20 protein-coding genes are annotated in these 24,410 nt (G+C 49.8%); 15 read left to right on the plus strand and 5 right to left on the minus strand.

Annotated features, from left to right (window positions below; genetic code table 11):
• Nucleotides 1–462 precede the first annotated feature (462 nt).
• The 8 genes from E2980_RS02000 to E2980_RS02035 all read left to right on the plus strand — a co-directional run bounded on the left by E2980_RS02000 (nt 463) and on the right by E2980_RS02035 (nt 10,706).
• Nucleotides 463–2,088, plus strand: a complete 1,626-nt coding sequence (locus E2980_RS02000) for a response regulator transcription factor (RefSeq protein WP_135150463.1) — start codon at nt 463–465, stop codon at nt 2,086–2,088.
• A 1-nt stretch (nt 2,089) separates the two neighbouring features.
• Entirely contained in the window at nt 2,090–3,880 is a 1,791-nt protein-coding gene (locus E2980_RS02005) for a cache domain-containing sensor histidine kinase (protein WP_135150464.1), read from the plus strand.
• A gap of 13 nt (nt 3,881–3,893) precedes the next feature.
• Entirely contained in the window at nt 3,894–4,880 is a 987-nt protein-coding gene (locus E2980_RS02010; RefSeq protein WP_135150465.1) for a substrate-binding domain-containing protein, read from the plus strand.
• Nucleotides 4,881–4,912: 32 nt separating this feature from the next.
• The gene (locus E2980_RS02015; RefSeq protein ID WP_135150466.1) at nt 4,913–6,190 is read left to right on the plus strand and encodes an extracellular solute-binding protein; all 1,278 of its coding nucleotides are present in this window, start codon (nt 4,913–4,915) and stop codon (nt 6,188–6,190) included.
• Between the two features lie 143 nt (nt 6,191–6,333).
• Complete coding sequence (locus E2980_RS02020; protein ID WP_205699909.1) at nt 6,334–7,707, plus strand: ABC transporter substrate-binding protein; 1,374 nt, start codon at nt 6,334–6,336, stop codon at nt 7,705–7,707.
• 76 nt (nt 7,708–7,783) lie between these two features.
• Complete coding sequence (locus tag E2980_RS02025) at nt 7,784–8,686, plus strand: carbohydrate ABC transporter permease (protein ID WP_135150467.1); 903 nt, start codon at nt 7,784–7,786, stop codon at nt 8,684–8,686.
• A gap of 14 nt (nt 8,687–8,700) precedes the next feature.
• Nucleotides 8,701–9,543: a carbohydrate ABC transporter permease gene (locus tag E2980_RS02030; protein WP_135150468.1), complete on the plus strand. Its 843-nt coding sequence runs from the start codon at nt 8,701–8,703 to the stop codon at nt 9,541–9,543.
• Between the two features lie 164 nt (nt 9,544–9,707).
• Entirely contained in the window at nt 9,708–10,706 is a 999-nt protein-coding gene (locus E2980_RS02035) for an MFS transporter (protein WP_135150469.1), read from the plus strand.
• 497 nt (nt 10,707–11,203) lie between these two features.
• On the opposite strand, the gene E2980_RS02040 is transcribed toward E2980_RS02035, so the two are convergent.
• Nucleotides 11,204–11,659, minus strand: coding sequence for a hypothetical protein (locus E2980_RS02040; protein WP_135150470.1), 456 nt, complete (start codon nt 11,657–11,659; stop codon nt 11,204–11,206).
• 72 nt (nt 11,660–11,731) lie between these two features.
• Between E2980_RS02040 and E2980_RS02045 the strand changes: the two genes are divergently transcribed.
• The gene (locus E2980_RS02045; RefSeq protein WP_135150471.1) at nt 11,732–12,112 is read left to right on the plus strand and encodes a DUF423 domain-containing protein; all 381 of its coding nucleotides are present in this window, start codon (nt 11,732–11,734) and stop codon (nt 12,110–12,112) included.
• Between the two features lie 125 nt (nt 12,113–12,237).
• Nucleotides 12,238–14,058 carry a putative bifunctional diguanylate cyclase/phosphodiesterase gene (locus E2980_RS02050; RefSeq protein WP_240702813.1) on the plus strand — a complete coding sequence of 607 codons (1,821 nt, stop codon included), beginning with the start codon at nt 12,238–12,240 and terminating at the stop codon, nt 14,056–14,058.
• Between the two features lie 92 nt (nt 14,059–14,150).
• Here the strand turns inward: E2980_RS02050 and E2980_RS02055 are convergent, their stop codons facing one another.
• Complete coding sequence (locus E2980_RS02055) at nt 14,151–14,585, minus strand: hypothetical protein (protein ID WP_135150473.1); 435 nt, start codon at nt 14,583–14,585, stop codon at nt 14,151–14,153.
• Between the two features lie 177 nt (nt 14,586–14,762).
• On the opposite strand from E2980_RS02055, the gene E2980_RS02060 reads away from it, so the two are divergent.
• On the plus strand, nt 14,763–15,077 hold the full coding sequence (locus E2980_RS02060) for a YunC family protein (RefSeq protein ID WP_135150474.1): 315 nt from the start codon (nt 14,763–14,765) through the stop codon (nt 15,075–15,077).
• A gap of 22 nt (nt 15,078–15,099) precedes the next feature.
• On the opposite strand, the gene mtnA is transcribed toward E2980_RS02060, so the two are convergent.
• The 3 genes from mtnA to E2980_RS02075 form a co-directional block, all read right to left on the minus strand.
• Nucleotides 15,100–16,170, minus strand: a complete 1,071-nt coding sequence (gene mtnA, locus E2980_RS02065) for an S-methyl-5-thioribose-1-phosphate isomerase (RefSeq protein WP_135150475.1) — start codon at nt 16,168–16,170, stop codon at nt 15,100–15,102.
• A 44-nt stretch (nt 16,171–16,214) separates the two neighbouring features.
• Entirely contained in the window at nt 16,215–17,423 is a 1,209-nt protein-coding gene (gene mtnK / locus E2980_RS02070; protein WP_135150476.1) for an S-methyl-5-thioribose kinase, read from the minus strand.
• A gap of 189 nt (nt 17,424–17,612) precedes the next feature.
• Nucleotides 17,613–18,647 (minus strand): LacI family DNA-binding transcriptional regulator, encoded by a 1,035-nt coding sequence (locus tag E2980_RS02075; RefSeq protein WP_135150477.1) that lies wholly within the window; start codon nt 18,645–18,647, stop codon nt 17,613–17,615.
• A 463-nt stretch (nt 18,648–19,110) separates the two neighbouring features.
• Here E2980_RS02075 and E2980_RS02080 point away from each other — a divergent pair, with 463 nt between their 5' ends.
• The 4 genes from E2980_RS02080 (at nt 19,111) to E2980_RS02095 (ending at nt 24,328) form a co-directional block, all read left to right on the plus strand.
• On the plus strand, nt 19,111–20,424 hold the full coding sequence (locus E2980_RS02080; protein ID WP_135150478.1) for a sugar ABC transporter substrate-binding protein: 1,314 nt from the start codon (nt 19,111–19,113) through the stop codon (nt 20,422–20,424).
• Between the two features lie 78 nt (nt 20,425–20,502).
• Complete coding sequence (locus E2980_RS02085) at nt 20,503–21,816, plus strand: sugar ABC transporter permease (protein WP_135150479.1); 1,314 nt, start codon at nt 20,503–20,505, stop codon at nt 21,814–21,816.
• The gene (locus tag E2980_RS02090) at nt 21,813–22,652 is read left to right on the plus strand and encodes a sugar ABC transporter permease (RefSeq protein ID WP_135150480.1); all 840 of its coding nucleotides are present in this window, start codon (nt 21,813–21,815) and stop codon (nt 22,650–22,652) included. The genes E2980_RS02085 and E2980_RS02090 overlap by 4 nt, the downstream gene beginning before the upstream one ends.
• On the plus strand, nt 22,649–24,328 hold the full coding sequence (locus E2980_RS02095; protein WP_240702815.1) for an alpha-amylase family glycosyl hydrolase: 1,680 nt from the start codon (nt 22,649–22,651) through the stop codon (nt 24,326–24,328). Before E2980_RS02090 ends, E2980_RS02095 begins: the two co-directional genes overlap by 4 nt.
• Nucleotides 24,329–24,410 lie beyond the last annotated feature (82 nt).

Below are 24,410 nucleotides of genomic sequence, written 5' to 3' on the forward strand. Positions count from 1 at the left end.
CGTCTGTTCCTTAAACTCGTCACTGTACCTTTGTCTGATCTCTCCCATACCGGACACCTCTTCTTCTCTTTGTTGTATATTATCTGCATACTCTTATGAGGTGTCCACTTTTTATTCTAGCTGCAGAGGTTCCGCTATCTTGCCGAAACAACCCCCCGCCCGCAATAACGGAACGAGGTTCCGTTATCTTGCCGAAACAACCCCCCGCAGCTCGCAATAACGGAACGAGGTTCCGCTATCTCGCCGAAACAAACCCCCGCACCCACAATAACGGAACGAGGTTCCGCTATCTCTCCGCCCCCCTCCCCACTGCCGCTGATTCCCCGCTCGTACCGCAACCTATCGGTTTGTCGAAAAGAGGCATCAATCAGCATAATTAGTCTTTGTCAGCCGACGAGTTATAAGGCATAATTAATATATTTATAGCGCTTTTACTTACGGCACCGGATAGGAGAGACACCGATGTACAAGGTCATTATCGTCGATGACGAAGCGGTAGTCCGAATCGGATTGAAAAATACGATTAACTGGAACGAACATGGCTTCGAATTGATAGGCGATTACGCTAACGGCCGTGAAGCTTGGGAAGCGGTCGAGCAGCACAAGCCGGAGCTTGTCATCTCCGATATAAGCATGCCTTTCATGGACGGATTAGAGCTGGCCGGGTTAATCTCCGCTCAATTTCCTTATATCAAGATGATCATCCTAACGGGATTCGACGAATTCGAATATGCGCAGCAAGCTATCCGGCTCAAAGTATCGGATTTTATCTTGAAACCGATCACGGCCCAAGAAATCAGGAAGCTGCTCGATCGCGTCAAAGCGGAGATGGACGAGGAAACGAAGCATCGCGAGGATCTCGGCAGGCTGAATAGTCAATTGAAGGCTAGCCTGCCGCTTCTGAAAGAGCGGTTCCTCGAACGTCTTGTTGCCGTTGGGCTTGGCAGGGCGGAAATCGCGGAACGTTTCGCCTATTTCGAGCTTCCTCCCGCGCCGCCCCTTCACATGGTAATGGTTGTCGACATCGACGATTTCGGCGACCGTGAGCTTCTTTCTTATGAGCATGATGCCGAGTTTCTGCGATTTGCCGCCTATGATATTTTCAAAGAAACGTTGGAACAGGATAACGCCCTCCTGTTTCGAACGCGCGAGGAAAGAATGGTCGCGATCGTCTCCGGCAAAGAGAACGAAAGCTTGTTAGTCGAGCATGCGTTTTCCCTTGCCGAGCAAGTCCGCTATCATATCGAGAAATATTTGAAGTTTACGGTTACGATCGGAATCGGCAGAGCTTGCACCCATATCGAACAGCTGCCTGATTCCTATAAAAGCGCTCTCTCCGTCTTGGACTACCGCTTCTTGCTCGGCAAAAACCGCGTCCTCAGCATTATGGACTTGGAAGGAAAGCCATCGATGCCGTTGCCCCCTAATCTCGACTGGGACCGCAAACTGGCATCGGCCGTCAAAACCGGCTCCATCCGGGAAGCTTTCCAGCTTATCGAGAACGGCGTGGCCGAATTGAAATCTTCGCTGGCTCCGATAGAAGCCTGCTTCCTTCAAATGCAGAAGGTCGTTCTGTCCTTAATGAATTCGATTCAGGAGCTCGTCGTTCACGACGAGGAAGTATCCTACGATCGGCAGATGAAGCTGATGGACGTGTACGGCTTCAAGACGCTGGACGAAATCGAGATTTGGTTAAAGGAAATCGTGCGTTCGGTCATGTCTACGATAGCCGACAACCGCAGCCACCTGACGAACATGCAGATTCATCGGGCGGTGGAGTATATCCAAACGAATTACGCGAACGACAAGATGTCGTTGCAGGACTTGTGCCGTCACGTTCTGATGAGTACGAGCTATTTCAGCCTCGTATTCAAACAGCATACCGGAGAAACGTTTATCGAATATTTGACCGCCGTTCGAGTCGCGAAGGCGAAGGAGCTTCTTCATAATACGACTTTGAAGTTTTATGAAATCGCCGAGCAAGTCGGATACAAGGACCCGAATTATTTCAGCATCCTGTTTAAGAAGCATACGGGAACGACTCCGAAAGATTATCGGGAAAAGCAGATAAAGGAGAGCGGAGCTTAAGATGCCCAAAGAACGTTCGTTCCGCATTCCTTTGTTCCCGCTGAAGAGCATTCAATCGAATATATCCATGGCTTTCTCCCTCCTGATATTGGCTGCGATCGTGTTAACGAGCATCGTAAGCTATCAAGTATCCGTCGATGCCGTCGAGAGGAACTCGAAAGGATACATCGAGGAAGTCATTAAGCAAGTCAACATGAACATCCAATCCTATGTCGACAACATGGAGAATATCTCTTTGCTCGCCCTTACGAATAAAGACGTGAAATATTACATCTCCGACAACAGCTTCATTAGCGCCGAGAATCGTCGGACATACGAGAAACGGATCTCCGACTTATTCCAAGCAATCTTGTATACCCGCAAAGACATTGCATCGATTATGGTATTCGGATACAACGGTCGGTTCGTCTCCGATAGGAGGATAACGAGCTTAAATCCGAATGCAAAGCTGCAGGAGCAAGCTTGGTATCAGTTGGCCAAGAGCGCTGCCGGCAAATCCGTTATCTCCGCCCCGCACGTGCAGAATATTATCCAGAACGAATACAAGTGGGTCGTTTCCTTGAGCCGGGAGCTGAAGAGCACGGACGGGATTACGGCCGAGGGTATTTTCCTGGTCGACCTTAACTTAAGCATCATTAACGACATTTGCAGCAACATTAATCTGGGCAAGAAGGGTTACCTTTTTATCGTGGATAATAACGGGAACATCGTCTATCATCCGCAACAGCAACTCATAGACAGCAAGCTTCGTTCGGAACGGATTTCGGACGTTATTCAAGCTTCGAGCGGCAGCTCTTTCACCGCCAAGGATGGGGATGGCAAACGGATCTATTCCGTGCAGGACACTAATTTCGGTTGGAAAATAGCCGGAGTGGCCTATACGGACGATCTCATCGCGAGCACGGGAGAATTGAGAAATTCCATCCTGCTTTATTCGTTGTGCGGATTAACGATTTCCTTGCTTATTTCGATATGGTTGTCCCACCGGTTATCGAAACCGATTAAAGATTTGCAATCCGATATGAAGCAAGTCGAGAAAGGCAATTTCGATATTCAGACGGAGATCGGGCAGATGAATGAAATCGGACAGCTCGGCCGTTCCTTTAACCTCATGGTGAGCAGGACCAAATTCCTGATGGAGGAAATGATCCATAATCAGGAAAACAAGCGCAAAAGCGAGCTGCTCCTGCTTCAATCGCAAATCAATCCTCATTTTCTCTATAATACGCTGGACTCTATCGTGTGGATGGCAGAGCAGAAGCAGCACGAAGAGGTCGTGCTTATGACCTCCGCATTGGCCAAGCTGTTCCGCGCGAGCATCACGAAGGATCGGGAATTGGTGCCGATTCGGGTGGAGATCGAACATATTACCAACTACTTGCTCATCCAGAAGATGCGCTATCACGATGAATTGGATTATGCGATCGATATTGACGAATCTATTCTTTCTTATAAGACGCTGAAAATATTGCTGCAACCGTTCATCGAGAACGCGATCTATCACGGGATTCGGAATAGGTATGGAATCGAAGACGGGTTAGTGACGATACGAGGAAGGCAATCGGGTGATCAAATTGTATTCGAAGTCGAGGATAACGGACTCGGCATGACGCCGGAGCGGCTCGGGCGAATACTTCTCAAAAGTGAAGGGGATACCCGTAACCAAGGCATCGGGATTAGTAACGTCAACGAGCGGATCAAGCTTTATTTCGGGCATGAATACGGAATCCAAATCCGCAGCGAGATCGAAGTAGGCACGCGCGTCACGATTACGATTCCCAAACTCGATTAAAGGGAGTACGCTTATGCGCAAACAACGGTTCACGATAGGGTTCATTCTTGTTATTTTCGTCATCGCGATATATTCCATTTTCTATTTCAAGATATTCTCCGGCGCGGGCAGTCATGGGAATGACGTGACCGTCATTCTCAAGTCGCTGAACGTACGGCTCGATTTCTGGCAGGCGGTAAGCAAAGGGGCGGAAGCGGCAGCCAAAGAAATGGGACTTGAGCTTAACGTGCAAGGTCCTCTGCTGGAAGGCGACGCCGATGACCAGATTCTCATCTTGGAAGAGGCGATCGAGCGAAAGCCGGAAGCGATCGTCATCGCGCCCATCATGGATGAGCGGATGCCGGCCGTGCTAGCCAAAGTCCGTTCCGCCGGCATTCCGCTTGTCGTCATCGATACGCCTGTCGATATGGAGCCGTCGCCCGTCGTCGTATCGAACGATCACGTGGAGGCGGGAAATCTCGCCGGCCTGACATCGATAGAGGAAACGAATGGGCGTCCGACCGTAGCAATCGTTAGCGACTATGAACAATCCAAGATTTCAGCCGAGAGATTAATAGGGTTGAATCAAGCGCTTCAGCCTTACAAGGATAGTCTGCTCGGCATTTATTACGCGGACGACTCCGAAGACAAAGCCTATGAGATCGCCAAGCAGCTGCTTGCGGGAGACAAGCCCTTTAATACGTTTATTACCCTGAATGAATCGGCTACGTTGGGCGTTGCCAAATTATTGCAAGAACAGAAAAGAACAGACGTAATCAACCTGATCGGCTTTGATAGCTCCGTAGATGAGATTCAGCTGTTGGAAGCGGGTATCGTAAAAGCAGCAATCGTCCAAAAGCCGTTTAATATGGGTTATCTTGGCGTGAAGAATGCGTTAAAGCTCATAAACGGCGGAAAAATCGATCCCATTACCTATATCGAATCGAATGTAATTACGAAAGAAAACATGTATACGCCGGAGAATCAGAAACTTCTATTCCCGTTTATCAATAACAAGTAGAGCTCCACCACTTGAAAGGATGAGATAAGCTTATGCAATTGATATCCCGTCAGGTGCAGCGCGTCGTTGCGATCGTCATGTCTATGATTCTACCGATGATTCTTTCCTCGTGCATAAATTCGAACTCTGAGCCTTCCGTACCTCCAAAGGAGGAACGTGCGCTTATTCGTTTCGTAGCGTCCGAGTACAGCACGGAGACGAAGCCTATATTAGAGAAGCTCGTGAAAGAATTCGAACTGAAGAACCCTCTCATCGACGTTGAGCTTCAGGTTGCGAACTGGGATATTCTCGACGGAATCTATACGACGATGATCAGCAAAAACCAACCGCCCGACCTCCTGAACACGAACGTGTACGCTCATTTTGCCCAGGATGGACTGCTCAACGATTTCAGCGAAATGATTTCTCCCGAATTAGCAAACAAGCTGTATCCGAATTTGTTGGAGATGGACCGGATGACCGGTGTGCAATATGCTATTCCTTACGTCGCTTCGACGCGGAATCTGTATTATAACGAAGAGCTGTTTGCCAAAGCCGGCATCGCCGCTCCTCCCGCGACTTGGTCGGAACTGAGGGAAGCCGCGCGGAAAATCAAAGCTACGGGCGCCGCGGACGGCTTCGGCGTCGACTTGACCGACAATGAAACGCAAGCGTACTTGTCGTACTTCTTCTATGGCGCCGGCGGGACTTGGATTAAGGATGGCAAGTGGACGATCAACTCTACGGCTAACGTCGAAGGGTTAACCTTCCTTAAAGATTTGTTCGACCTAGGACTTACGGATCCCGATCCGACGGTTACGACGCGGGACGAGAAGCAACGGATATTAGGTTACGGAGAGCTTGGTATGATGATATCGGGCAACTATTTCACTTCGGTCGTGCCGAAGGAATTTCCCGGGTTGAAATGGGGAGTAGGTCCGATCCCCGTGAAGGATGGAACGCCGCCGATTTTCTTCGGTGTGCACGACGTGCTCGTTTCCTTCAAGACGGACCATACGAACAAAGAAGCGTTGTCCAAATTCCTGGATTTCCTCTATGATGATTCCGCTTACGAAGAGATGATTAAGAGGGAAGGGTTTCTCCCGGTTACAACAACGGTAGGCACGCGGCTATCCGATCAAGACGAGGTCATGCGAAAGAACCTGGAAGCCCTTAGCAAGGCAAAGTTTTATCCCGTCCAAGAGCCTTCGTGGCAAGCGGTCTTGGATTACGCGCGCAAGATGGGAGACGCCGTTCTCTACGAGCACACCACGCCGCAAGCGGCATTAGACCAGCTCCAACATTTCGCCGAGACCAAGAGCGGACGTTAAACGAATAGAAGAAAACAAAGAATTCGTGGAAGATATTCGATAGAGACTATAGCCCTCCCGCCTTATGATGAAATCAAGCGCTAGAGTTCATTGCGAACTCAGATAGAGCGTAAAATTTATCATTCGTGGGAGGGTTTGCTTTAATGATTATGAAGAAAAAGTTTGCAGCGCTCGGCATCTCCGCGATTCTGGCGGCAGTTACGCTAGCGGGATGCGGTTCAAGCAAGAACGAAGCATCCAATTCTCCTTCCGCATCGGCTCCTGCGGCTACCGAATCGGCAAGCGCGCCTGCTTCCGAGACGGCATCGGCAGATAACGCCGTGAAACTGACCGGCGACTTCGAAATTCAATACTTCGTCGGAGGATACGGCGATAAATGGTGGAAAAAAGTCATCGCCGATTTCCAAGCCGCGAATCCGGACTTGAAAGTTAAAGAATCCGGCGGACCGAAAATCAACGATCAAATGAAACCCCGCTGGATCGGAGGAAATCCGCCCGATTTCGTTTATATCGATGGAGCGGGCTTGAACGACCGTCAAATGGTAGAAGACGGCCAACTCGAAGATTTGACGGAATGGCTGAAGGACGCCAAGAACATCGACGGCGATCTGATCACCGACATTTTGGCGCAGCCTGCCCAGCAATTCGACGGTAAAGTGTACAACATTCCGCTCGTATTGAACTCATGGGGCGTGTTCTGGAACAAAGCGTTATTCAAAGAAAAAGGCTGGACGGAGCCGACCGATTTCCAATCGTTCCTAGACGTGAGCGATAAAATCAAAGCGGGTGGCATTACTCCATTCATCCACACCGGCAAGTATCCGTATTACATCAACGGTTCAATTCTATATCCCGCTATCGTATCCGCCAATAACAACGATTTCAGCATTCTGCAAGACATGGCGGCGAACAAAGTGGAAGCTTACGAAAGCCCGGCCGTTCTTGCGGCCTTGAATAAGATCGTTGCCCTGCGCGACAAAGGCTTTATCGACAAAGCTTCCATCCAGATCAACCACACGGATTCGCAAATGCTGTTCTTGCAAAACAAAGACGCGTTTATCCCGAACGGACTCTGGCTGCCTAACGAAATGTCCAAAGATATTCCGGAAGGCTTCGACTTCGGATTCATTCCTTCGGTCACGCAAGAAGCCGGCGGCAAAGTGGTAGCGAATACTTCTACCGCAACCGTGGCTATCGCCAAGAACGGTAAAAACAAAGAAGCGGCGAAAGCGTTCCTGCAGTTCATTTTCTCGAAAGCGCAAGCTTCCCAATGGGCAGAGCTTAGCGGAGCGCCATCGAACATCAAAGGCGATATCAGCAGCTCCAACGCTCCTAACTTCGTTAAAGACGCGGCGAAATATTTGACGGATCCAAACACTGTCGTTATCCCGACGATTACCTATAACGCAGACGTAGATAAGGCTATGATGGATGCAACCGACGCGCTCACGATCAGCAAAATTACCCCTGAAGAATGGGTCAAACGCGTAACGGATGTCGTTAAAAAAGTTCAATAGGACTAAAGCGGAGGGTGAGCGGGGCAATCGCCCCGATCATCCTCCGCGATTTTACTCGGAGGGACGGTAGGGCACTATGAACTCAGGGACTGCGAAGTGGCAGCGGAACGTATTTATCGCATCATTCATCATCCCTACTTTACTATTCTTTGGCGTGTTTACGATTTATCCGGTACTGCAAGGTTTGTATTACTCTTTCTTCGATTGGTCCGGTATGTCGGATAACAAAACGTTCGTCGGCTTGGATAACTTCAAAGAGTTGTTTCATGACCCGATCGTATGGAGAGCGATAGGTAACGACTATTTTCTCGTGGCGGGCAAGGTCGTCGGCATTATGGCTATCGCTACCTTCTTCGCGGTCGCGCTCACGCGATTCGGCTTCAGAATGGCCGGGTTTTTCCGGTCGATTTTCTTCATTCCGAACGTTATTTCCGTCGTCGTTATCGGCGTGCTGTGGAATTTCATATATAACCCGCAAATCGGCTTCTTGAACGCGTTTCTTTCGTTATTCACGCAAGAACAAGTTACGATTACTTGGCTCGGCTTTACGAACCATACGATATGGATGCTTCTCCCGCCCGCGATCTGGGCGGGGATCGGGTTCTATATGATTCTCTTGATCGCGGCGATCCAGAGCATTCCGGCCTCGTATTACGAAGCGGCAAGCTTGGAAGGCGCAGGCCAATGGAGGCAATTCCGCGATATTACGATTCCTCTCGTATGGGAGCAAATCAAAGTATCCGTGTTGAACATCATGATGACCACGCTGAACGGCTCCTTCGTCATCGTCTGGATCATGACCGAAGGCGGACCCGATAATAGCACGCAGGTTATGGGCTCGTACTTGTATCAAATGGCGTTCCGTCAATACCATTTCGGCTATGGCGCTTCGATAGGGTTTATCATCTTGGTCCTGTCGCTAATTACGACTATCATACTTCAACGGTTAATGCGTCACGAGACCGTCGAGATGAGCTAGGGGAGGACTAACCGATGACAGTCATTAAGAATCCGATCGCCAAGCTGATCTTCTACGCTATTCTGTTCGTATGGGGCATCTCGGTATTATACCCGTTGTTATGGACGCTGCTAGATGCCTTGAAGGATAACCAGCAGTTTTTCCGCAACGCGCCTTGGTCATTGCCGGAGTTCCCGTTGCTGTGGTCCAACTTCTCCTATGTGTGGAGCAAATACAATTTCAGCACGTATTTCGTGAATTCTTTGGTCGTTACCGCAGGTTCTACCGGATTAGGACTGTTATTATCCGCGACGACCGCTTACGTCCTCGCGAGATATAAATTCAGGGGCAGCAGCTCCTTATACCTTCTCTACGTTTCCTCGATGATGATTCCGTTCGTCTTGGCGCTAATCCCGCTATTTTTCCTCATGAACTCTATGAATCTAATCAATACGAAGCTGGGCTTAATCGTCGTCTATGCATCTAGCGTTTTGGCGTTCGGGATCTTCGTGCTCGTAGGATTTTTCAGATCGTTGCCGAAGGAACTGGAGGAAGCGGCCATCGTGGACGGAGCTTCTTATTACGGGACGTTCTTCCGGGTCATGCTTCCTTTATCCCAACCCGGGCTTATTACGATAGCCATCGTTAACGTACTCAACATTTGGAACGAATACATCGTAGGTACGATATTGATTAACGATCCTAGCCAATACACGCTCCCGGTCGAGATCGGCGTCATGCAGGCGGAAATGCAATACCGGACGGAATGGGGGCCGCTGTTCGCCGCGCTATTCATCACGATCGTTCCGGTACTTCTTATGTATATTTTCTTCCAACGTCAAATCGCTAGCGGGATTACGGCCGGGGCGGTAAAATAAAGGCAGTCATCAAGTCGGGAGTATATTTGGGAAGATGGGCAATCCATTGCCGAAGTGTCGATGTATAACATGTCGATGTTCATCAGTTGGGGAATGGCGTTCGTTGCCGCGGCCAAGCTTTTAAATCGTTTTTCCATACCTTTACCATTAGCGGCATCCGCTCTTTGCGGAGCCGCTGCTTTACGTATTTGGTGTCGGTCCAATTCGATAACCGAATGCTATGGACCATCCTGCTCGGCATACCTGTAGGCGCAATGTTCGGCTTATCGGGTGCGGCACAAAATCTAAGCATAGCCCTCAAAGGCAAAGGCAGCGAATTCGCTCCGTACTTTGCCTCGTTTATGGTCATTACTCAGATCCTGTCCATGGTCGTGCCTTTTGTTTCGGCAAAAGTCATCGAAGGATTCGGTTATGCCGGTTCCTTCGGTATGATGTTGGTTTTCGTTGCCTTGATGCTTGTATTTTCATTCTTTATGCCAAGAATCACATTGGCGGAGACTCGACAGCCAGGGAGCGTTGCAAGCGGCAACCGTTACGGCTTCCGTTCCGCATTCGGACGTCCGGGCTCCAAGTGGATTCTCCTTTCATTGCTTGCGGCGGGCGTGTTCTTGCAATTCCAGAATTTATTTACGCTGCTCTTTACTTTCTCCGTGACGCAAGACAAGTTACTTATAGCATTGCTGAACATGCTCTATACATGCTGCTCGTTGCTGGGATTATGGATGTACCGGAAAATAAAGATCGATGAAATGCGGTGGCTGTGGATAGGAATGACGCTGATGGCGGTTGGTTTTCTGATCGTACTGTTCCGGGATCCGGCCGCGCTCATCCTTTCCAACGTGATGACTTCCATTGGCATGTTTTACTTTACGACCGTATGGAACGCGCAGCAATTCAGATTTATCCAACATGCGGGGCCTTCGCAGCAAGCCTCCTTCCTCATATGGAGGGAATGTACTCTTGTCGTTACACGCTGCGTTTTGCTGGGGCTAACGTTGCCCTTGAAGGATATGGGGGGAACGGGGTTTGCGCTCCTAATCGGAGTGACGGTCGTCTGCCTGCTGTCCATACCGGCTTTCCAGCAACGCGCGCTCCGTGAAGCGGCGGTAGGAGTCGCCGAAGGTAGCGCCACTGAACCAAATACCCACGCCAAAAGCGGTTAATTCGCCAAAGGTGCCGCCAACCAACCAAATACCCGCGCCAGGAACGCTTATTTCTCCGAAACGGAAAGTGCCGCCCATGGCCACAATAACGGAACTGGGTTCCGCTATTTCGCCCAAAGTGCCGCCCATGGCCACAATAACGGAACTGGGTTCCGCTATTTCGCCCAAAGTGCCGCCCATGGCCACAATAACGGAACTGGGTTCCGCTAATTCGCCCAAAGTGCCGCCCATGGCCGCAATAACGGAACTGGGTTCCGCTATTTCGCCCAAAGTGCCGCCCATGGCCACAATAACGGAACTGGGTTCCGCTAATTCGCCCAAAGTGCCGCCCATGGCCGCAATAACGGAACTAGGTTCGCTATTTCGCAATAACGCGACCAATGCTCGTACATCTTTTTTTCCGCAGAAATAAGACCCCCATATTAAGAAAAACGGAATGGCAGTACCATTCCGATCCCCTCATTATAGCGGTCCTTTCTAGTTTCCCCTCTATTTGTTTAAAGGCTATTTTGCACGAACGCTATGACCATGAGAAGGAAAACCCCGAGGATTGCCAGGCCATTGAAGACGGTCCCCAGTACCGGGAAGGCCTTTTTGTAACCCCGTCGCGCAAGGCCGACAATGCCAAGGATAAGGCCGATGACATTGAGGACAAGAACGAGAGGGTACATGATCAGGTAACCAAGCAGCGGCTGAAGCTTATTGATAAGCTCCTCCTCGGTCATAGTAAGCTGCCCGTTGGAATCGACGAGCGTCGAAAAGTCGATCTCGTTGGAGATCAAAACGATTACGCCAATCGTAACGCCGATAAAAGCCACGATGCTGACCAGGGATAACACGAAGGAGGCAATGCCGAGGCCGCTATGCTTTCGAGGACCGCTTGCCGGTTGCTCAATTGGCGTAAAGGCTCTGTCGTTCGGAAATTGTTCATCTTTTTCGTGATGCTCGTTCATGACTTTCCACCTCATTCACGTTATGATAAGTAGAGCATGCAACTGAATTTGCTCAAGGAGGATTTACCCTTTATGAACAAGTATACAAAAATTGGAGCCCTTACCGCTATGTTATCTGTGGTTTTTGGTGCATTCGGCGCGCATTTTCTGGAAGATCGTCTGTCCGCGGACGCCATGGACGTATTCCAGACCGGCGTACAATATCATATGTTTCATTCGGTCGGTATTTTGTTAATCGCTCTGCTTATCGATCGATTGCCTTCCCGGAAGCTGGCGGTTTGGGCAGCAAGATTGCTGTTAATCGGTATTGTGCTATTTTCGGGCAGCCTCTATGCCCTCGCGCTGAGCGATGTTAAAGTACTCGGGGCGATTACTCCGCTCGGAGGAGTAGCCTTTATCGCAGGTTGGATCTGCATGGCCTTGACAGCGCGATCTTCGGATGACAGAAAGTAACCCCTAATTTCCCGATTTTTGTCTAATAAAAATGGAAAATGCTATACATCGCCGGAGATTGTTCTATAATAAAAGAAATATCACCTTGGAAACGATTTCCCAATAGGGAGGAAGGACGTAGCCTAGTGAACGGATGGTCCGACAATGGACTTTGGCTGGCGGCAATGGTCGCCGGCGTAGTTTTGACCGTTAGCTTCGCTTCATTGGGGTGGATGTTCGCCCGAAGAAGTTCCCGAAAGTCTTCTATGGGGCCATCCTATCAACTAGAATTGTTGGATTCTTTATATAATAATAGTCCGATCGCTTTCGCGGTAATTGACCGGCAAGGAAGGTTTATCGACATCAACCGGGATCCGTCCGATTTGGTCGGGTTCAGCAAGGTTGAGATGACCGGGAAACCCTTTGCCACGATGGTTGACGACGATTCGCAGGATATAACCAGGCAAATTTTTCTTCGGACTTTAAAGGGAGAGAAATGCTCTCAGGAAATTAAAATTATACATAAACAAGGCTATCCCATGGATTTGAATATTCATACCTCTCCATTGGTTAGAAGGAATAAAATCATAGGTCTCTTGGTGTTCATTCAGGATATTAGCGACCGTAAACGGTCGATGGAACGGATTCGCTACATGGCTTATTACGATGATATGACCGGACTGCCGAATCGTCGCTTCTTTACGAACCGGCTCGAGGAGAAGCTTAAGATCGGGAAAATGAATGGTACGCGCCTAGCGGTATGTTACTTGGACGTAGACCGGTTCAAGCTGGTGAATGCTTCGTTCGGCAGGGATTTCGGCGATATGCTTCTTCTGCAGATTGCGGAGCGACTAAGCCGCGGATTGTCCGAGCCCGGCGATCTCGCTCGGATGGAAGGCGATGAATTCGCAGCCTGCCTGGATGGTTTGCAGGATGACGAAGATGTGGCTAGACGTTTAGACCAGATGATGGTGGTACTCGAAGAGCCATTTGAATTAAGCGGAGTGCCGGTACAAATTACGGTAAGCATCGGCGTCGCCGTGTGCGATAGCGGCACCGAGGATGCGGCGACCTTACTTAAGAAAGCGGATACAGCGCTCCATCGCGTGAAGGAAAACGGCAAGAACGATTACATGCTTCACTCCAGTGACATGGACAATGTGGCCTTGCATAAGCTGACCATTCAACATGAGATGCGTAAAGCTTTACAAAACCAAGAGTTCCTGCTGTATTACCAACCTCAATATGACCTGGCATCTGGTCAGATCGTAGGGATGGAGGCCCTTATTCGCTGGAAACATCCCGAGAGAGGACTCGTGCCTCCAGGGGAATTCATTCCCGCAGCAGAAGAGAGCGGGATTATCGTGCCGCTCGGCGATTGGGTTATAGAGGAAGCTTGCAGACAGAATAAGGCATGGCAGGATGCTGGCATACCCAGTATCCCGGTATCCGTAAATCTATCGATCAGACAATTTTCCCAGAGGAACCTAACGGACAAAGTTTCCGAGATTTTACGGCATACTGGCCTCGACGCCCGCTACCTGGAGCTTGAAATCACGGAGAGCATGACGATGGATGTGGAACGGGCATCCCAATGCCTGAAAGAATTAACGGACATTGGCGTTACTATCAGCATAGACGATTTCGGGACAGGGTATAGCTCCTTTCATTATCTAAAAAAGCTGCCGATCGCGCGGCTGAAGATCGACCGATCCTTCGTCAGGGATATTCAACAGGATCCGAACGACGCGGCTATCGTTGCCGCGATTATTGCCATGGCCCACAACCTTCAATTGCAGGTTATTGCCGAAGGGGTAGAGACAGAGGACCAGGTTCACTTCCTGCGTTCCCACCGTTGCGATGAGATGCAAGGATTCTACGGTAGTAAGCCGCTTCCAAGCTCGGAAGCGATGGAGTTGCTCCAAGCAAAGACTAATCGCCTAGCGCTCCCCGTTCAATCCGCTTAATTAAGCAGGCTCCTAGGGGCCTGTTTTTTAATAAATTAATAAAACCTCCGGCCCGTTAGGGTTCCGAAGGTCATTGTCGTCATTTCATCCTTTCAATCCACGAAATCGTCGATTTCGTTTAACCCGACGGTGTATACTTGCTTCTCGTCTACGTGATATACGGTGAGCAACTGATTGCTCGGGTCGAAATTAATGACCCGGCAAGGGATGCTCATCTTCACTCCTCGGCCTTTATTGATATTTACCCGGATGAGCTTATTGCTCTCGATGAATTGACTGATTCGCAACTCGAGAGGATTTGGCTGTGCTGGAGCTTTGACAACCGATTTCTTGGTTGCGGGGGGCGATTTCCGGTTGTTGGCAGCTTGTCCTTGCGCTATATTTGAGCCGATTCGGAAATCCGCGAAATTCGCATCTTTAAGTACTTGAAGCAATTGCTCTAAGGCGGCACCTTTGCTGGAGGCAGAAACGTTAATTTCTACGTGGAAAGAATAGGAGCCATCAGTTGTTTCGTTAGATCGGTTCATGCAGATGCCTCCATTGTAATGCGCAGTTCGTCGAAACCATGTCTTATCTCCCAATATAACACGATTATAAAGCCCATTATAGTCCCGAAGGGCAATAAGCCCTGAAAAATGAGTCCTTGGACGCATATTGTATAACGTATGAACCTATGCTGGATGAAGGGCGGGGAGGTGGAAGGCATGGTTAGGGTTATTCCGTTTCAAATAGAGGATTGGACCGCGGTAGGCGTCGAGGTGCTTTTACCCAAAACAACGCTCTTAGCCATAACGGCAGGCGATGGTTATATCATGTGCGGAGCGTTGGACGTACAGTTGCTGGACGAAAGGCTTAAGGATCGCGAGATTATCGCGGGGCGCGCGGTAGGCGTCCGGACATTTCAGCAATTGCTCGATGCGCCGCTCGAATCCGTTACCGATGCCGCGAGAGCTCTGGGAATTCACGTGGGCATGAGCGGTCGAGAAGCCGTTCGCATTTTGGCAAAAACGGCTTCTTGATCGGTTTTTCATCCCATCCTGGTTAGTTGTTGAACAGATTCTTGAGATTAATATCGTAAGGCGCTTGGATAATGCCTTTCTCCGTGATGATCGCGGTAACGTATTCATTCGGAGTAATATCGAACGCGGGATTATAGACCGCAACGCCTTGAGGGGCGGTGCGTTTGCCGAAGCCGATGGATACTTCGTCGGCGTGGCGCTCCTCGATCGGAATGTCGGCGCCGGTTGGCGTCGACAAATCGATCGTCGATAGCGGACAAGCTACATAGAAAGGAATATTGTGAGCCTTGGCCAAGACGGCTACGCTATACGTTCCGATCTTATTCGCGACATCGCCATTGGCCGCCACGCGGTCGGTACCGACGATAACCGCTTGAATCCAGCCTTTGGACATGACGTGTCCGGCCATATTATCGCAGATAAGCGTGACATCCACGCCCGCTTGTTGAAGCTCGAACGCGGTAAGGCGAGCCCCTTGCAGGACGGGCCGCGTTTCGTCCGCGAATACCTTTAGATGAATGCCCTGCTCAAGCGCCAAGTAGAAGGGGGCAAGGGCAGTGCCGTATTTAGCGGTTGCGAGCCCGCCAGCGTTGCAGTGAGTAAGAATGCCCATTCCGTCCTTAAACAAGGTAAGAGCATGCTCACCGATCAATCGGTTCGTAGCTTCATCTTCGGCCTGGATGAGCTGAGCTTCGGCTAGCAATGCTTTTTTTGCTTCCGCAGCCGGCGTGCCGGATAGGGCTAGATTCCTAGCGCGAGCCTTCATGCGGTCCAACGCCCAGAATAAGTTAACGGCTGTCGGTCTTGAGGTAGCCAAGTATTCCGCATGGCGGTTGACTTCGGCCTCCCAAGTTTGCGAATCGGCAATGCTATCGGCAACGCCGAGTACAACGCCATAGGCTGCGGCGATGCCGATAGCGGGCGCGCCCCTAACCTTAAGCTCTCGGATTGCAGCCCAAACATCCTGCGGGCTGGTCAAGCGAAGGTAAACAATCTCTTCTGGCAGCAACCGTTGATCCAATAAGGATAAAGCGTCTTTCTCCCAACGTAAAGATTGCAGCACCTCGGATTTATCCTGTTGTTCTTTACTCATCTTTTTCGTGCTCCTCTCGATTCATCTTCCCTAATTCGAACGACTTAAGCTTTAGAGGCGGAATCGGCGATATTTATTAATTGCTCGATGGAGGTTACCTGCCGGTTGCGTTTAATCAGGCTCTTGCCGATCTCGAGCGCTAACCGTTGCGCTTTCTCGCGCACGATAGGGTCTGGAATGCGATCGATGTCCGCGACGTGCGCCAGGCCAACGATGCGGCGCACCATTTTCGCTCCGGTGAATCCGACCGTATCTTGAAGCAGCCTCTGCATGTAATCGTCTTGATAACCCGCCGTCTTCGCGATTCGATCCGTGCCATGCTCATTCCATAGCGCGCGGAATTTTCGTTCAAAGGAAACCCAGATTTCCCGAATCGATTGGACGAGGTATTGTCTGCGCGTTTGACGAGAAGCTTCGTCGGCAGACCAATTTTCCTGGGAAGCGAAGTGGAGCAATAGATTGGCCAGCACGGCTCCGATGTCGAATCCGATCGGGCCGAAATAAGCGAATTCCGGATCAATGACTTTGGTCGATTCCGGAGTAATGAAGATGCTTCCCGTATGAAGATCTCCGTGGAGGAGAGCCTGCGCGTGAGTAAGGAACTTCTCTCTTAAAATCGCGACCTCAAGGTGCAGCTCCGTATCTGCCCAAAGCTTCTCGGCTTGCTCCTTTAGATGCGGGTCGAAGCTGTTCGTATCGGCATCCGTATAAGGGTGATCGAAGATCAGATCCTCGGTGATTTTGCAGAGCTCGGGGTTCGCGAAAGAATGAACGAGCAGTTTCTTCTCTTGCTGGTTCATGCCCAGATCCGAAGTGAAGAACAACGTCCTGGCCATGAACTCGGAAATATCGTTCGCGAATTTCGGATAGACTCCGCCTTCGATTAATCCTTGACGCATGATCACGTGGTTGCTTAAATCCTCCATAACCGTAAGGGCTAACTCGTTATCGGTATGATATACCTCAGGAACAAGACCGGGCGCTAACCGTCCTTCAATCTTAAGCGCTTCGCTTTCGATGCGGGCGCGATCGAGGGTGAGCGGCCAAGATTCGCCGACGACTTTGGCATAAGGCAATGCTTGTTTCACGATTACGCTCTTGCCGGTTGACGGCTGACCGACGTGAAAAACGAGATTTAAATTTCCGTCGCCGATTTCACGGCTTACCAGCTCGCCTTCAGAATCGAATATGCCTGGAATGGTTTTCGCGATCTCAATCGCTTCCACTTCGGTTAAAGGATGATAGTTGCTCATAACGTTCGCCTCCACAGGGTTATCCGATAGGTACAGTCGTATTTTTCATGAAATGATCTGTATGTAAGTATAAATTACTTTTGCCGTGGTTTAAAGTAGGGTATTTCTTGGAGATAGCAACGAAAAACAGGATGATCCGGCGCATCGTTCACGCGCTTGATCGTCCTGTTACAGGTGTCTATTTCGTTTTTAAGATGGAATATGCTGCGCGACCGTCCGAAGAGAAGACTCTCGTACGACGAGACGGTGCGGAATGATCTGCCGGGCGGTGATTTCAACCTGTTGAATCATCCGAAGAACCATCTGCGAAGCGGTGTATCCAAGCTGGTACGTTCCGACGTCCACGCTAGTGATCGGAGGCATCGTTAATTCCGATAAAGCGATGTTATTGAAGCTAACGATGGCTACGTCTTGCGGAATTCGATAGCCCAGCTCCGCCAATCCCTTCAGCACGCCAAATGCGACGACATCATCGATGACGACTAGTGCGGTAGGCGGTTCTGGCTGCGACATTATGGAGGCCATGGCCCGATAGCCGCTCTCGAGCAGGAATTCGCCCTCGACGACCCAGCCTTCCTTGAACGGGAGATCTGCCTCTGCCAGCGCCCTAGCGTAACCGGTCATCCGATCCTGCGTCATGGCAAGCTTTGTCGGTCCGCTTACGAACCCGATGCGCTTCTGACCTTGCGCGATCAAATGATTGGTCGCGTCGTATGCTGCTTGTACGTTATCGTTATCCACGGAAGGAACGTCTTCGTAATCCAGGCTTCGGCCAATGAGCGCAAAGGGCATCTTCTCCTTACGCAAGAAGGTAATGATCGGGTCCGAGGAACGCGAGTATAGCAGCAATAAACCGTCGATTCGGCCACCCCGGACGAGTCGGGTAACGGTCTCCAATTCTTCCTGTTCGTTACTTCCGCCGGCCATGAGCAGGTCATAGCCCGAACGGGTTAACTGGGCGAGAACCCCTCTGATTAACTCATAGAAGAAGAAGTTTAATAAGAGCTCTTCCGCAGGCTTGGGCAGGATAACAGCTATCGTTCGGGTTGTTCTGGAGACCAGGCTTTTGGCCATGAGATTCGGATGGTAACCGAGCTCTTCCATGATTTCTTTTACTTTTCTGCTTGTCTCCGCGCTAATCCGAGGATGATCGGCAATAACTCTAGAAACCGTAGAAGGAGATACGCCTGCCTTCTTGGCCACGTCTTTAATCGTAACGGTCATGATAAGGATCTTCCTTTTCCATAGATCATAATTACTTACTTATTGTATCCTATCTAGGATGAAGAATTAAGAAGCAATCGTAAGTATAGGCATTGTGCAACGTGTGCACATGGATACGGTTACATTGTGCCACATATAGCGCATTGCAACAACAACCGGTATTGTTTGAAATCTGTAGAAAATGAAAGGTAATAAGTCATTATACGTACAAAATGACCGATTTTACTATGTGCAAACGATTTACTTTTTCACGAAATTGATTATCATGAAGATATCAACAAAAGCGCTTTCATTATTCCGGAAATGTTGAATTTACCGAGAAATCAAAGGAAAAAGCAGTTATATGCAAACTTGTACAAACGTTTGCACAGTTATTGCTTCATTTTGAAGATGCGTTAAATTCATGGCACACGGAAAGCAAGCGCACAAAATCATTGATTTCAGAGAGGGGTTCTACAGTTTAATGAACAAATCCAAATGGTTAATCATGTCCCTAGTTGCAATGATGGTATTCGTCCTAGCGGCATGCGGCGGCAAGAACGACAATAATGCGTCTTCTCCGAGCGCAAGCGCGCCGGCTGTAACCGAAAGCGCATCTGCACCTGCTTCCGAAGAAGCACCTCCGGCAGAAGAAGAACTGGCGCCGGAAGAAGGAGCATCTCTCGTAGTATGGGAATCCAAAGAATTCCGCGAGAACATGGAAGGTATCGCAAAAGCGTTTACCGCAGAATATAACATTCCGGTTAAAGTCGAGGAAGTAAACGAACCAGACCAAATCAACAAGCTAGTCAACGATGGTCCAGCCGGCGTTGGCGCGGACGTTGTCATTTTCCCTCACGATAACCTTGGTAAAGCAGTTGCGGCAGGTATCTTGCTGGAGAACGACTACTTCCAAGACGTGACGACTGCAGAAAACTCCGAAGCATCCGTTAAAGCGTTTACTTTCAAAGACGTGCTGTACGGATACCCGCGCTCCGTTGAAACATACGCATTGTTCTACAATAAAGACCTGATCCCTGAAGCTCCTAAGTCATATGATGAAATCATTGAATTCGCGAAGACATTCAACAAAGATGGTCAATACGCCCTCATGTGGGAAATCACGAACTTCTATTATGCTTATCAATTCCTTGCTACGCCGGGCGGTTATGTATTCGGATCGGGCAGCACCGACCCTAACGATATCGGCTTGAACAACGAAGGCGCTATCACAGGCGCGAAAATGTTCCAAAAGCTGAAAGAAATTTTGCCAATGAAAGCTGCGGATGCAACGTTCGACGTCAAAAAAGGCTTGTTCACGACTGGCAAGCTGGCGCTTGACATTAACGGTCCGTGGGCAATCGCAGATCTTAAGAAAGCGGGCATAAACTTCGGAATCGCTCCATTGCCGACGATCGACGGGAAGGCAAACGTATCCTTCTCCGGAGTAAAAGGATTTGCGGTAAGCTCGTTCACGAAATATCCGAACGCGGCGAAATTGTTCTCTCGCTTCGCATCTACTAAAGAGTCCCAATTGAATTACTACACAGAACTTGGCTTCTTGCCATCTAACAACGAAGCTGCCGCAGATCCGACAGTTACTGCTGATCCGCTTGTCGTCGGAATCTTGGAGCAATTCAAGAACTCTTACCCAATGCCTGCGATTCCTGAAATGGGTAACGTATGGGGCGCTGGCCAAGCGGCTCTGACGGATATTTGGGATAACAACAAAGATCCGAAGGAAGCGCTGGACAACGCGGTTAGACAAATCAAAGAAGCAAACGCGGCTACGCAATAACATTATCGAGAAGAAGGATCACCCGCCCATGCGGGCGGGTGATCTCTTTATTTTTTTTGCGAAAGGGGAGGACGATAGATGCGAGGGTTCAGCCTGAAGGCTTCCGCTTTGTCGCTCGTTGCTCCAGGGCTAGGGCAAATATACAACAAGCAATTGATCAAAGGACTCGTCTTTCTCGCCATCGACGCGCTTGGACTTTGGTATTTTATCAATCATCTATACCAAGCGGTATGGGGCGTTGTCACTTTAGGGGAGAAAGCCCAACAACGGGTTAAAGTGGGTAAGCTGACTCAGGTCATTCAGGGGGATCATTCGATCAAGCTTCTAATAGAAGGCTTGATCATCCTCATTATATTCTGCCTGTTTATATTGTTCTACGTGCAAGCGATCCGAGATGCTCATAGGGTAGGTAAGCTTAGAGAGGAAGGCGGCACGATTCCTGCGTTTAAAAAGACGGCCGGATCGCTGCTGGATCGAAACTTCCATATTACGATGCTATCCTTGCCGACTTTGGGCGTATTGTTCCTGACGATCATGCCGATTATCTTCGGTATCATGATCGCGTTTACCAATTACTCAGCGCCATCGTATATTCCCCCGAAATCTCTGGTCGATTGGGTCGGATTCAAGACCTTCAGCGATTTGTTGACCTTCAAGACTTGGAGCTACACCTTCTGGAACGTTCTGACTTGGACGGTTGAATGGGCAATTATGGCGACTGTAACCACCTATTTCGGCGGTATGCTGGTCGCGATGCTTATACAGCAGCCGGGTATTCGGTTCAAGAAGCTTTGGAGAACGATTTTTATTATCCCGTTCGCGATTCCGCAACTCTGTTCGGCGCTGATCATGAACAACCTGTTTAATGGGGAATTCGGCCCGGTCAATCAATATCTCGCTTTCTTCGGAATCGATAAGATCGGTTGGTTATCCGATCCGAATTGGGCTAAGTTTACCGTCGTGCTCGTCAACTCTTGGTTCGGTATTCCCGTTACGATGATGCTCATGCTGGGAGTGCTGACGACGATCCCGCGGGATCTGTACGAGGCTGCGGACGTTGACGGGGCATCCGCGATCCAGAAATTTTGGAATATTACGATGCCGCGCGTTCTGTTCGTTACAGCTCCGGTGCTGATTACGCAATTCGCCGGCAACATCAATAACTTTAACGCCATCTTCCTGCTTACGGGCGGCGGACCGGCGAACGGATCCTATCAATTCGCAGGACACACTGATTTGCTGGTCACATGGCTCTACGGCCTTACTTATAACAACAACAAGTTCAACTTCGCGGCAGCAATCGGTATTATCATATTCGTTATTATCGCGTCCATCTCCATATTCAGCTATCGTCAGACCAAATCGTTCAAAGAGGAGGACATGGTGCAATGAAAAACACGAGTACCAGAATCAAATTATTTTTCAGCTATGTCCTTCTCGTTGTCATCTCGGTTATTTGCTTATATCCGGCGGTTTGGATTATTATCTCTTCCTTTAGGCCAGGCGGAGCGATGTACAGCCCAACCTTCCTTCCGGATAGATTTACGATGGAGCACTACACTTCGCTATTCAACGACAAGAGCTTCGTATTCGGCCGGTGGTACATGAATACGCTGAAGATTGCGGTATACAGCACGATTTTCGGGACGTTGGGAACGACGATAGTCGCTTACGTATTATCGAGATTTCGGTTTAAAGCCCGGCGTACGACGATGTCTACGATTCTAGTACTGAACATGTTTCCAAGCTTTATGTCCTTGGTTGCCGTGTTCTTGCTGTTCTATCAGTTCGAACTCCTGGATACGCACCTTGCGTTGATCATTGTATATTCTTGCGGCGCGCCAGTCGGCGGTGCCTTTATCGTTAAAGGTTTCTTCGATACGATTCCGCGCAGCTTGGAGGAATCGGCACGCATAGACGGCGCAAGCCACTTGAAGGTATTCTCGCGGATCATGCTCCCGTTGTGCAAGCCGATCTTGATCTATATGTCGGTTACGATTTTCGTAGGTGCATGGGTTGACTTCGTTTTGGCGCGTTTCCTCCTTCGCTCTCGCGAGCAATGGACGGTTGCCGTCGGCTTGTGGGATTTGGCGACTAACTTCAGAACGGCGAACTTTACGATGTTTGCCGCAGGTTGCGTACTCGTTGCCGTACCGATTACGATCCTGTTCATGATGATGCAGCGCTTCATCGTGGAGGGACTTACATCGGGAGCTAATAAAGGATGATGAAGCGTAAACCGCTAATAGCCGGTATTGCCGCGCTTGGATTGTTACTAGCCGGCTGTCAGTCCGGAATTGATGGTAACGTTGCGAGCACAGGCGGTAACGCAAGTCCGACCGCTGGGCATTCCTCGGAGTTGAAGGGTTCCTCTCCTGAAAAGGCATCCTCCCCCGATGCCTTCACGGGGATTCTGTCCGCCAAGGGACCGACGAACGCTTACTACGAAATTTTCGTAAGGTCGTTCGCGGATTCTAACGGAGACGGTATCGGAGACCTTAACGGCGTTACGGATAAATTGGATTACTTGGATAACCTCGGCGTGGATGGAATATGGCTTATGCCGATCCAACCTTCTCCGAGTTACCACGGGTACGATGTCACCGATTATTACGGAATCAATTCTGATTACGGTACGCTTGAGGATTTCAAACGACTGCTCGAAGAAGCCCGCAAACGGGACATCGCCATTATTATGGATTTGGTCGTGAATCATACAAGCGTAGAGCACCCGTGGTTTAAGGATTCTGCCAAAGGGTCGGGAAGCAAGTACCGCGATTGGTATACATGGTCTAGCGAACGGGAAAACGGCGCATCGCCTTCCGACGGCGCTACGGGTTCGGTTCCCTGGCATTCCCGCGGAGGCGACGAGTATCTTGGCGTCTTCTGGGAAGGCATGCCGGATCTGAACTTCGATAACGCTGAAGTTCGCAAAGAATTGATCGCGATCGGCCAATATTGGCTGAAGCAAGGAGTGGACGGATTTCGTCTTGATGCGGCTAAACATATCTACGGCGATTTCGGATCCACGATTAACTCGCCTGCAATCAAAGCTAAAAATAAAGCATGGTGGCAGGAATTCCGTAAAGGACTGAACGAGGTCAAGCCGGATGCTTATCTAGTTGGCGAGGTTTGGGAGTCGGCGGCCATTATCGCCCCTTATTTGGACAATGCGCTCGATTCTGCTTTTAATTTCGATTTAGCAGGCAAATTACTCGGCACCGCGGAATCGGAGAACGCCCAGGATATCGGATTTACGCTGTCCCGGGTTTACGAATTTTTCTCCAAATCATCCGGCGGTAAGTTCGTAGATGCGCCGTTCTTGTCCAATCACGATCAGACTCGCGTCATGACTGCGCTTAACGGCAACGAAGACCACGCGCGGATGGCAGCGGCTATGCTGCTGACTTTGCCGGGAAAAGCTTTCATCTATTACGGAGAAGAGCTCGGAATGACAGGCACGAAACCGGATGAAAGAATCCGAGAGCCATTCCCATGGGCGATTAAACCAGGTTCGCCTAACGAAACAACATGGGAACCTGCTCGGAATCGCGGAGATGGCACTGTGTCCGTGGAAGCCGAAGACGAGATCCCCCACTCGCTTCTTAACCACTATCGCAAGCTGATTTCGTGGCGCGCTGCGGAGCCCGCACTGCGTGGTGGAAAGATTGCCTCTTATGAGACGGGCAATTCGGCTATTGTTTCCTACGTACGAGCAGCCGAGGATCAGCAATTGCTCGTTCTGCACAACCTATCGGGACAATCGCAGACAGTACCGCTGCAGACCGGCAAGGCACAGTTAACAGCCTTCTCAAAATTAGCCCTAGCTACTAACGAAGGCGTCAAGCTTGCAGAACAAGCATTGGAAGTGCCGCCTTACACGACCGTAGTGCTGAAGCCGTAATTCGAACCTGCAGAATGAATAGAATAAATCCCGTTCTTGACCCCCCCCCTTCAAGGAACGAGGACCATGGAATAACAAGAAA

Source organism: Cohnella luojiensis (assembly GCF_004564235.1).
GTDB classification, from domain to species: domain Bacteria; phylum Bacillota; class Bacilli; order Paenibacillales; family Paenibacillaceae; genus Cohnella; species Cohnella luojiensis.